We start from the raw sequence: 10929 nt of genomic DNA, 5'->3' as shown, positions 1-10929 counted from the left end.
AACGGGACTCGGCGAGTAAGAGTCCAGACCGTGAACGCAGAATCCGCTGTGAAAAAATGCACGCGGGCGGTGTGGATTTTACGCGAATTGACTCCGTATTCGTGCGGAGGCGCGCTCTGGGAGCGTGATCCTGCGGGCAGGCCCGCACACTTCTCCGCTCGCGTTAGCGTCCGGTCGATCCGAAGCCGCCGCTGCCGCGTTCGGTTGAGGTCAGCACGTCGACCGGAACCAGTTCGGCCCGGGTGACCGGCGCGATCACCATCTGCGCGATGCGCTCGCCACGCCGGATCGAAAACGGCTCGTGGCCGTGATTGATCAGGAGCACGTTGATCTCGCCGCGATAGTCGGCGTCGATCGTGCCGGGCGAGTTCAGCACGGTGACGCCGTATTTGGCGGCCAGGCCGGAACGCGGCCGCACCTGTGCCTCGTAGCCCGGCGGCAGCGCAATCGTCAGCCCGGTCGGAACCATCTCGTAGCGTCCCGGCAGCAGAATCAGCGGCGCCGACCGCGGCACCGCGGCCAGTAGGTCGAGCCCGGCGGCCTCAGTGGTCTGATAGATCGGCAGCAGAAGGTCTGCGCCGTGCGGCAATTGGTGGACTTCAACCTTGATGGTGGCGCTCACGATGCGGTTCCTACGGCTCTTGCGATGCGCGACACCAGCGCGGTCGCGACTTCCTCCTTGGTCATAACAGGCCAGGAGTCGACGGTGACGTCCTTGCCCTCGCGCGAGAGCAAATGAACGGTGTTGCGGTCGCCGCCCATCACGCCGGTCGCCGGCGAGACGTCGTTGGCGACGATCCAGTCGCAGCCCTTCCGAGCGAATTTCGCCTTGGCGTTCTCGATCAGGTGCTCGGTCTCGGCGGCAAAGCCGATCACCAGCGGCGGCCGCTTCTCCTTCAGCTTCGAAATCGTCGCGAGGATGTCGGGGTTCTCGACCAGCTGCAGCGGCGGCATGCCGGCCGAGGTCTTTTTCAGTTTTTGGCTGCCTTCATTGGCGACCCGCCAGTCGGCGACCGCGGCAGCGAAGATCGCGACGTCGACCGGCAACGCCGCCTCGACCCGGTGCAGCATGTCGCGCGCGGACTCCACGCGCATCACCGAGATGCCTTGCGGATCGCCGAGATCGACCGGGCCGGTCACCAGCACGACCTCGGCGCCGGCGGCGCGCGCGGCGGCCGCAATGGCAAAGCCCTGCTTGCCGGACGAACGGTTGGCGATATAGCGGACCGGATCGATCGCCTCATGGGTCGGGCCGGCCGTGATCAGCACACGCTTGCCGGCGAGCGGACGCGGCTGCGGCGGCCGCAGCATACGGTCGGCGGCGGCGGCGATCTCGGTCGGCTCGGCCATCCGCCCGACGCCGGCCTCGCCCGCCTCCGCCATCTCGCCCGCATTGGGACCGACGGTGTGGACGCCGTCGCGGCGGAGCTGCAGCACGTTGCGGCGGGTGGCCGGGTTGTTCCACATCAGCGGGTTCATCGCCGGCGCCAGCAGGATCGGCCGGTTGGCCGCAAGAAGCGTGGCGGTGGCGAGATCGTCGGCAAGGCCCTGCGCCATCTTGGCCATCAGGTCGGCGGTCGCCGGCGCCACGACGATCAGATCGCAATCCCGCGCCAGGCGGATATGGCCGGCGTCGAACTCGCTCTCGGCGTCGAACAGGTCGGTGTAGACGCGCTCATGCGACAGCGCGCTGGCGGCGAGCGGGGTGACGAATTGCTGGGCCGCCTTGGTCAGCACGCAGCGGACCTGGATGTGCCGTTCCTTGAGCCGCCGGATCAGATCCAGCGCCTTGTAGGCGGCAATCCCGCCGCCGATGATCAGGGTGACACGGGGCTCGCCGGCTGCGCTGGTGGGGCGTGGAACGGGGGCTGTGACTGCCGTGGAACCCGCGCCAGGCGTCTGTACGGGCTCCGTGCCGCCTTCAGCGAGCTCGCGGAGGATGACCCGGATTTCCTCCTCGACCGAGCGGCCGTTTTTGGCGGAGCGCAGCCGCAGATAGGCCTTCAGGGTGTCGTCGAGTTTGCGGATGGTCAGGCTGGCCATGGCATGCCCTCAGGCATGATCCGGAAAAGTGTGAAGCGGTTTTCCGAAGAGATCATGCAAACAATGATAGCGATGCTATCACACAGTGCATGCATTGCAATCAGTGCCCGCGGATGGCGAAGAAGATTCCGATCAGGGCGACGGCAATGACCCAAAGGCTGACGGTCTGCAGCCGCGCCTTGCGGGCCTCGGCGCGGGCCATTTCGTCGATGGTATCCGACGACAGCATGTGGCCCTCCCGGGTCATGGTCTCGAGCTGCTCGAGCACGGTCATGGCGCGGTTGGCGATTGTCGGCAGGTTGGCGACGATGCGGCCGAGCTCGCCCGCGCCCGATATCGCCCCCTGGATGCGTCCGGCCGGGCCGAGATTGTGCGTGATCCATTCGCGCACGACGGGATCGGCGACCTTCCAGATGTCGAGCTTCGGGTCGAAACCGCGCGCCACGCCCTCGACCACCACCATGGTCTTCTGCAGCAGGATCAGCTCGGGCCGCGTCTGCATGTCGAACAGGCCGGTGACCTCGAGCAGAAGCGTCAGCAGCTTCGCCATCGAGATTTCCTCGGCGGTGCGATTGTGGATCGGCTCGCCGATCGCGCGGATGGCTTGCGCGAAATTCTCCACCGAATGGTGGCTCGGCACATAGCCGGCCTCGAAATGCACCTCGGCGACGCGCCGATAGTCGCGGGTGATGAAGCCGAGCAGGATTTCGGCAAGGAAACGCCGCTCCTTCAGCCCGAGCCGCCCCATGATGCCGAAATCGACCGCGACCAGGCGGCCGGCCTCGTCCAGGAACAGGTTGCCCGGATGCATGTCGGCATGGAAGAAGCCGTCGCGCAGCGCGTGGCGCAGGAAGCTCTGGATCACCTTGCGGCCGAGATCGGGCAGATCGACCTCGGCCTGCTTCAGCCGGGCGTGATCGTTCAGCGCGATGCCGTCGATCCACTCCATCGTCAGCACGTTATGGGTGGTGCGGTCCCAGTCCACGGTGGGCACCCGAAAGTCCGGATCGTCGCGCGTGTTCTCGGCCATCTCGGACAGCGCGGCCGCCTCGAGCCGCAGGTCCATCTCCATCGCGACCGAGCGCGACATCGTGTTGATGACCTCGATCAGCCGCAGCCGCCGTGCTTCGGCGGAATGCGCCTCGGCCTTGTACGCGACAAAGAAGAAGTCGCTGAGGTCACGGCGGAAGCGCGCCGCGACGTTGGGCCGGAGCACCTTGACCGCAACCTGGTGGCGCACGCCGTCGCGCTCGACCTCGCCGTGATGGACCTGCGCGATCGAGGCGGCAGCAACCGCCGGGCCGAGATGAGCAAAGGCCTGCGAAACCGGACGCTCCAGCGATTGCGCGATCACCGCTTCGGCCTCTGCCTGCGCGAATGGCGGCAGCCGGTCCTGCAGGCTTTCGAGATCGCGCGCCATCGTCACGCCGACCACGTCGGGACGGGTGGCGAGGAATTGCCCGAGCTTGAGATAGGCGGGGCCGAGCCGCGTCAGCGCGCGCGACAGCCGCGGACCGGATTTGGCGCCGGAACGCTCGATCAGCCGCGCCAGCTTCAGCGCGAGCTGCCCGGGCGGCGGCACCAGCGACGGATCGACGACGCCGAACACGCCCTCGCGTGCAAACACGAAACCGGCGCGGGCGAGGCGCGCAATGTGGGTCAGTGCAGAGATCACAAACGCCAGCCCGAATGCAGCGCCACGATGCCGCCGGAGAGGCTCTGCCACTTCACGCGGGCAAAGCCGGCGGCGCCGATCATCTCGGCGAACGCGCTCGGCCGCGGGAATTTGCGGATCGATTCGACGAGATATTGATAGGACTCGGCGTCACCGGTGACGGCGCGACCGAGCGGCGGGATCACCTTGAAGGAAAACAGATCGTAGATCTTGTCGAGGCCGGGCACGTCGACGGTGGAGAATTCCAGGCACAGGAAGCGGCTGCCGGGCTTGAGCACCCGATAGGCCTCGCGCAGCGCGAGGTCGACCTGCGGCACGTTGCGGATGCCGAATGCGATGGTGTAGGCGTCGAACGCGCGGTCGGCGAAGCCCAGCGTCTCGGCATTGCCCTCGACGAACGACACGCGGTCGTCGAGATGCTGCTTGGTGGCGCGCTCGCGGCCGACGGCGAGCATGTCGCTATTGATGTCGCAGACCGTGGCATGGAAGCCAGAGCCCGCGGTCTTGGCGGCGCGGAACGCGATATCGCCGGTGCCGCCGGCAACATCGAGCAGCGCGAACGGCCGGTCGCCCTTCGGCGGATCGAGCGCCGTGATCATGATGTCCTTCCAGGCCCGGTGCAGGCCTACCGACATCAGATCGTTCATCAGGTCGTAGCGCTGTGCCACGCTGTGAAACACGTCGTTCACCAGCGTCTGCTTCTCGCCCAGGGGCACGTCCCTGAAGCCAAAATGCGTGGTTTGATCCGGCCGATCCATCAACTCATACTCTTACCATTTTGGGTCGCGTTTTCTTCACGCGAACCGGTACCCATCCCGCATCAAGTGCGGGACAGGCTTCGCTCGAAAACGCTCCGGCTCCACCATAGCGCGGCGGCCGCAATGGCGCTATCACGTCACTTCCAAAAGGTGAATGCCTGCCATGCCGGAATTACCCGAAGTCGAGACCGTCCGCCGCGGCCTGCAACCGGCCATGGAGGGGGCCCGGATCCTCAAAGCCGAGGCCCGCCGCAAGGATTTGCGGTTTCCGTTTCAAAAAGACTTTATCGCCCGCCTCGAAGGCCAGACCGTCACCGGGCTTGGCCGCCGTGCCAAATATTTGATGGCAGACCTCACGTCAGGCGACGTGCTGCTGATGCATCTGGGCATGTCCGGCTCGTTCCGCGTCTTGAAGGATGAGGGCACGGCGACGCCGGGGCAATTCCACCATCCGCGCAGCGAGGATCGCGCGCATGATCACGTCGTGTTCCACATGTCGTCGGGGGCGGCTGTCATCTTCAATGATCCGCGGCGCTTTGGCTACATGAAGATCATCGCCCGCAACGCGATCGAGGATGAACCGCTGCTGAAGGGGCTCGGGCCCGAGCCGCTCGGCAATGAATTCGACGCGGCGATGCTGGCGCACTCCTGCCACAACAAGAAGACCAGCCTGAAGGCGGCCCTGCTCGATCAGCGCGTGGTGGCGGGACTTGGCAACATCTATGTCTGCGAGGCGCTGTTTCGCTCGCATCTGTCGCCGCGGCGATTGGCCGCGACGCTTGCCACCAGGAAGGCCGAGCCCACCGATCACGCCAAACGGCTGGTCGGCGCGATCCATTCGGTGCTCAACCAGGCGATCAAGGCCGGCGGCTCCTCGATCAGCGACCATCGCTTGACCAACGGCGATCTCGGTTATTTCCAGCATTCCTTCCAGGTCTACGACCGCGAAGGCGAGACATGCCGCACCTCGGGCTGCGAGGGCATCGTCAGGCGTTTCACCCAGAACGGCCGTTCGACGTTCTGGTGCCCGAAGTGTCAAAAATAACAACAATGGGAGTACGGATCATGGGCAGCAACTGGCGCGATCGCGCCGCGACGAGTTTTCAATGTCAGAAGCAGCCGGCCAACGGCAGCCGCGGCATGGTGGTGAGCAATCATCCGCTGGCGTCGAGTGCGGGTGCCGAGATGCTCGCGGCCGGCGGCAATGCGATCGATGCGGCGATTGCCACGCTGTTCACGCTGACCGTGGTCGAGCCGATGATGGTCGGCATCATCGGCGGCGGCATGGCGCATATTCGTCTCGCCGACGGCAGCCATCGCTTCATCGACGGCCAGAGCACGGTGCCGAAGGCGGTGAAGCCGGATACCTACACCTCGAAGCCCGGTTCGGCGCATGACGTGTTCGACACCGTCGGCAACGAGAATTTGAACGGGCCGAAGGCGGTCGCGGTGCCGGGCTCGCTGAAGGCGTGGTGCGAAACGCTGCGCCGCTTCGGCACCATGAGCCTGGCCGACGTGATGCAGCCCGCGATCAAACATGCCGAACGCGGCTATGCGGCGACGCCTTATCTGCACGAATGCATCACCGACGGCGCCGCGGAGATGCTGAAGGACAAGCCGATCTCCGCGATCTATCTGCCGGGCGGCGCGCCGCTGAAGCCGGGCGAGCGCGTGGTGCAGGCGGAGTATGCCGAGACGCTGAAATACATCGCCGATCATGGCGACAACGCGCTCTACCAGGGGCCGCTCGGCGACATCCTGGTCGACTACATGAAGAAGCACGGCGGCTTCATCGCGCAGGAGGATCTCGCAACCTACAAGACTGTCGAGCGCCAGCAGATCCGCTGCGACTATCGCGGCTGGGAAATCCTTGGGCCCCCGCCGCCCGCGGCGTCCGGCGTGCACATCACGCAGATGCTCAATATCCTCGAAGGCTACGACATCGCAGGCCTCGGCTTCGGCACGACCGAGACGATCCATTATCTCGCCGAGGTGCTGAAGATCGCCTTTGCCGATCGCGCGGCCGCCAGCGGCGATCCCGCCTATATCAACGTCCCGGTGGAGCGGCTGACCTCGAAGGCCTATGCCGGGGAGCGCCGCCGCGCGATCGATCCCGACCGCGCGCAGGCCTGGAGCGCCGGTGTCACGCAGCTCGAAAGCGCACACACCACGCACATGACCGCGGCCGATGCGATGGGCAATGTGGTCGCGACCACCCAGACCATCAACAATCTGTTCGGGGCCAAGATCCTGATCCCGGGCCTCGGCACCGTGCCGAACAACTATATGAACCTGTTCGATCCGCGGCCGGGGCACGCGCTGTCACTCGCCGCAGGCAAGCGCGTCACCACTTCGATGTCGCCGATGATGGTGCTGCGCGATCGCAAGCTCGCTTACGCACTCGGCCTGCCCGGCGGCAAGCGCATCTTCCCGAGCGCGATGCAGGCGCTGATCAACTTGATCGACCACGGCATGAGCCTGCAGGAAGCGGTCGAGGCGCCGCGGGTCTGGACCGAAGGCAATGCGTTGGAAGTCGAGCGAGCGGTGCCGGAGACCGTCCGCGCCGCGCTGTCAGCGAAAGGCCACAGGGTGCAGGTGGTGCCGACGGTGGCCGGCGGCATGAACGCGATCCAGTTCCACGCTGACGGCACCATGTCGGGCGCGGCCTGCTGGCGCGCCGATGGCACCCCGGTCGGCATCGCCGGCGGCCTCGCCCGCCCAGGGGTGCGGTTTGCGTTGGAGTGAGGGTTTCTCGTGCCCCGGACGCGGCGCAGCACGAAGTGGTGCGCTGCTGAGCCCGGGCCCAATTCTAGACGCGCAATTTGCGGAAATGGGTCCCGGCTCTGCGGAGCAGCGTTGCACGCTGCACCGCGTCCGGGACACCCGAACTCTATTTCCTGACGCAGATCACGCGGACGACGGCGGCCTTGGCGTCCGCCGATTCGCCCGACGCGTTGACGCCGTGCGACTTCAGGAAGTTGCGCACCGTGTCGGCCGGCACCAATGTTGCCTGCGCCGGCGGCGCCGCGTTCGCCGGGCCCGCGACGATGACCGGCTTCAGCACCGCGATGCCGGCAAACTTGCCGCTGCCGTCGAGCGCTGCCGCGCCGGAGAACCCGAGCGCGGGCGGCGGTGACAGCGCGGCATCGCCGCCGCCGAGTTGTGCGACCGAAGCCTTGACGCTGCTCGTCGCCGCGCCGCCTCCCTGGCTTTGCGGATCGGCGATGCCGGTGATGTCGAGGGCGGTCTGCGTCGCCTGGCCTGCGATGTTGAGCGGCTTCAGCCCGTGCGCGCCGTAGATGCGCAGCAATGCGAGATCATGATCCTTGTCCTCGGCGACCCGATCGGCATTGCCGAAACCCGGGATCGTCAGCGCGATGCAGTCGTCGGTTGCCACGCGGTCGGTGACAACAGCGCCGTCGTCGCTGACCACGACGCCGGTGCCATACTCCACGGTCTTGCGCGGCGGCGGGCCGGCCTGCACGCCTGACGGAAATGCGTTGAAAGCACTCGACATCGCGATCACCACCGGCTCGACGGTGGCTTGCGTCGCCTGATCATAGAGGATGGTGAGGATGCGGACCTCGTCGCCCTTGAAGGTGCCACGCAGATAAAACTTCTTCAGCCCCTGCATGCCCGACAGCACGAAGAAGTCCGGCTTCACCACGGTGTAGTCGATGGTGCGGCCGGCCGGCTCCTTCTTTTCCAGTTCGGCAAGCTTGGTGGTGGCCGGGTTGGCTTCCTTGCGCCGGGTCAGCAGCACCTGGACGGTGCCGGTGGGCGAGGTCCATTTGGCACCGGAGGCATCGCTGGTGAGCTGCGGCACCAGCTTGGTGGGAACGCCGAGCCGCGCCCCGGTGGCGGGCTCGGTGACGATCCTCCAGCCGACGCTCTCCTGCTTCCGCCGCGCGGTGTCGGCGAGCGCGCCGCGCTCCTGCGGGTTCAGCACGCCGGTCGGCTTGCCGCCCTGCTTCTTTTGGAATTCCTTGATCGCATTGACCATGCGCTCGCTGACGTCGCCGGATATCGCGCCGTTATATTCGCCGACCCAGGCAAGGTCCGATTGCAGCGCCAGCCGCTCGGCCTGCGCCATCGCGCTGGCGGTATCCTCCGGCTTCTGCAGCGCAGGGCGTATCGGCACGGTTGTCACGGTCTTCGGCTTGGCGCCTGCGGTCGACGGCGGTGTCAGCTGGGCCTGCGCCGCGCCCACGCCTGCGACCATCACGCCTGCGACCATCAATGTTGCCGAAAGCACCGATCTCATGACAAATCCGCCGGGAATGACCGAAACCATTGACGTCCACGCAATTAAGCACATCTGCTTGGTCGGCAACAACCGCGCTCCGGTTCAGGGTGCAGCGCGCAGGAAGTCATCATGCTGAGTGCCGACGAACTCGAACGCTATGCCCGCCACATCGTGCTCCGCGAGGTGGGCGGCCCCGGCCAGAATGCGCTGAAGCAGGCGTCCGTGCTGGTGATCGGCGCCGGCGGTCTCGGCGCGCCGGTGCTGATGTATCTGGCCGCTGCCGGCGTCGGCCGGCTCGGCGTGATCGACGACGATATTGTCTCGCTTTCCAATTTGCAGCGCCAGATCATCCATGCGACGCCTGACATCGGCAAGCGCAAGGTCGACAGCGCGGCGGCGCAGATCCATGCGCTCAATCCGCATGTGAAATTCGAGGCCCATCCGGTGCGGCTTACCGCCGACAATGCGATGGCGCTGATCGGAAATTACGATCTCGTGCTCGACGGCTCCGACAATTTCGAGACCCGTTATCTCGTCGCCGATGCCTGCTTCCTCGCGAAGCGGCCCCTGATCACGGCGGCGCTCGGGCAGTTCGACGGTTCGCTGACCACGATCCGCGCACACGAGAAGAATGCCGATGGCGTGTTCAACCCGACCTATCGCTGCCTGTTTCCGGAGCCGCCGCCGCCGGGCACGGTGCCGGCCTGCGCCGAAGCCGGCGTGATGGGTGCGCTCGCCGGCGTGATGGGTTCGATGATGGCGCTGGAGGCGATCCGCGAGATCGTCGGCTTCGGCGAGGGGCTGGTCGGCCGCCTCCTGATGGTGGACGCGCGCGCGATGCGATTCGAAACCTTGCGCTATGTGCGCGATCCGCAGAACCCGCTCAACGGTGATGCGCCTGGCATCGCCGATCTGGGCGGGCATCGCTGATCTAGAGCTTGATGCGATTGGGTTGAATCGGCTTACTGCGATTTCGGTCCACCTCTCCCCGACGGGGAGAGGTCGGATTGCGCTCGGCGATGCGAAGCATCGTCCGGTGCAATCCGGGTGAGGGCTCTTGCACTCTCGATAGACCGCAACCCCTCACCCGATTTGCTGCGCAAATCGACCTCTCCCAACGGAGAGGTGAACCTTCGATGCCGCCCCAGCTCAACCTAATCTCATCATGCTTCAGGACGCTGCAGCGGGCTTCTCGCTGTCCATGTGGCGGAGGTGCTCCTCCGGATAGCGTCCGCCGGCGGCAGCACCAGGCGGAAATGCGTCGGCCAATGCGGCAAGATGCGCCGCGGTCAACGTCACATCGAGCGCGCCGAGCGCTTCGCTCAACCGTTCGCGCCGCCGCGCGCCGACCAGCGGCACAATGTCGTTACCCTGCGCCGCGACCCAGGCAATCGCGACCTGCGCCGGAGAGGCGCCGATCTCGGCAGCAATGACACGCAGCCGGTCCGCGAGTGCGAGGTTGGCGTCGATGTTGCCGGCCTGGAAGCGCGGGCTCAGCAAGCGGAAATCCTTCGCGCCTGCGCGGTCCTTCGACCAATGGCCGCTGATCAACCCGCGCGCCAGCACGCCATAGGCTGATATGCCGATGCCGAGCTCGCGGCAGGTCGCCAGGATGTCGCTCTCGATGCCGCGCGACACCAGCGAGTATTCGATCTGCAAATCGGCGATCGGATGCACCTTGTGGGCGCGGCGGATGGTGTCGGAGCCAACTTCGGAGAGGCCGATATGGCTGATCCAGCCGGCCTTGATCATGTCGGCCATCGCGCCGACCGTATCCTCGATCGGCACGTTGGGATCGAGCCGTGCCGGGCGGTAGATGTCGATATGGTCGACGCCGAGCCGCTGCAGCGAATAGGCAGCGAAATTCTTCACCGCGGCGGGACGGCTGTCATAACCGAGAAAGCCGTGGTTGCGATCGCGCAGCGCGCCGAACTTGACGCTGATCTGCAGATTGTCACGGCTGCGGCTTTTCAGGGCCTCGCCGATCAGCATCTCGTTATGGCCCATGCCGTAGAAGTCGCCGGTGTCGAGCAGCGTGATGCCGGCTTCGAGCGCGGCGTGGATGGTCGCGATGCTCTCGCTGCGATCGGTGGGGCCGTAGAAGTCGGACATGCCCATGCAGCCGAGGCCGATCGGCGAGACGGTGGGGCCGGTAGAACCGAGTTTGCGTGTGTCCATGGTAGAGCTCCTCGAACAACGCGGCGGGT

At 66.1% G+C, this 10929-nt stretch carries 9 protein-coding genes; 3 read left to right on the top strand and 6 right to left on the bottom strand.

Features of this window, described 5'->3' with window-relative positions; translation table 11 throughout:
- Nucleotides 1-163: 163 nt before the first annotated feature.
- The 4 genes from dut to ubiE all read right to left on the bottom strand — a co-directional run bounded on the left by dut (nucleotide 164) and on the right by ubiE (nucleotide 4476).
- The gene (gene dut / locus HAP54_RS11355) at nucleotides 164-622 is read right to left on the bottom strand and encodes a dUTP diphosphatase (RefSeq protein ID WP_166300031.1); all 459 of its coding nucleotides are present in this window, start codon (nucleotides 620-622) and stop codon (nucleotides 164-166) included.
- Complete coding sequence (gene coaBC, locus HAP54_RS11350; RefSeq protein ID WP_166300029.1) at nucleotides 619-2043, bottom strand: bifunctional phosphopantothenoylcysteine decarboxylase/phosphopantothenate--cysteine ligase CoaBC; 1425 nt, start codon at nucleotides 2041-2043, stop codon at nucleotides 619-621. Before coaBC ends, dut begins: the two co-directional genes overlap by 4 nt.
- A gap of 100 nt (nucleotides 2044-2143) precedes the next feature.
- A complete protein-coding gene (ubiB, locus tag HAP54_RS11345; protein WP_166300027.1) occupies nucleotides 2144-3718 on the bottom strand; it encodes a 2-polyprenylphenol 6-hydroxylase in 1575 nt (524 codons plus the stop codon).
- Entirely contained in the window at nucleotides 3715-4476 is a 762-nt protein-coding gene (gene ubiE / locus HAP54_RS11340) for a bifunctional demethylmenaquinone methyltransferase/2-methoxy-6-polyprenyl-1,4-benzoquinol methylase UbiE (protein ID WP_166300025.1), read from the bottom strand. The genes ubiB and ubiE overlap by 4 nt, the downstream gene beginning before the upstream one ends.
- A 163-nt stretch (nucleotides 4477-4639) precedes the next feature.
- On the opposite strand from ubiE, the gene mutM reads away from it, so the two are divergent.
- The gene (gene mutM / locus HAP54_RS11335; RefSeq protein ID WP_166300023.1) at nucleotides 4640-5521 is read left to right on the top strand and encodes a bifunctional DNA-formamidopyrimidine glycosylase/DNA-(apurinic or apyrimidinic site) lyase; all 882 of its coding nucleotides are present in this window, start codon (nucleotides 4640-4642) and stop codon (nucleotides 5519-5521) included.
- Between the two features lie 20 nt (nucleotides 5522-5541).
- Nucleotides 5542-7221, top strand: coding sequence for a gamma-glutamyltransferase (gene ggt / locus HAP54_RS11330; RefSeq protein WP_166307696.1), 1680 nt, complete (start codon nucleotides 5542-5544; stop codon nucleotides 7219-7221).
- A gap of 145 nt (nucleotides 7222-7366) precedes the next feature.
- Here the strand turns inward: ggt and HAP54_RS11325 are convergent, their stop codons facing one another.
- Nucleotides 7367-8740, bottom strand: a complete 1374-nt coding sequence (locus HAP54_RS11325; protein WP_166300021.1) for a serine protease — start codon at nucleotides 8738-8740, stop codon at nucleotides 7367-7369.
- Between the two features lie 111 nt (nucleotides 8741-8851).
- Between HAP54_RS11325 and HAP54_RS11320 the strand changes: the two genes are divergently transcribed.
- Nucleotides 8852-9652, top strand: a complete 801-nt coding sequence (locus tag HAP54_RS11320; RefSeq protein WP_166300019.1) for a HesA/MoeB/ThiF family protein — start codon at nucleotides 8852-8854, stop codon at nucleotides 9650-9652.
- 240 nt (nucleotides 9653-9892) lie between these two features.
- Here HAP54_RS11320 and HAP54_RS11315 read toward each other — a convergent pair whose 3' ends face one another.
- Entirely contained in the window at nucleotides 9893-10900 is a 1008-nt protein-coding gene (locus HAP54_RS11315; protein WP_166300017.1) for an aldo/keto reductase, read from the bottom strand.
- Nucleotides 10901-10929 lie beyond the last annotated feature (29 nt).

Source organism: Bradyrhizobium sp. 2S1, from assembly GCF_011516625.5.
Lineage (GTDB): Bacteria > Pseudomonadota > Alphaproteobacteria > Rhizobiales > Xanthobacteraceae > Bradyrhizobium > Bradyrhizobium septentrionale.
The sequence above is the reverse complement of the archived record's forward strand: the minus strand, read 5'-3'. Positions and strand labels throughout refer to the sequence as shown.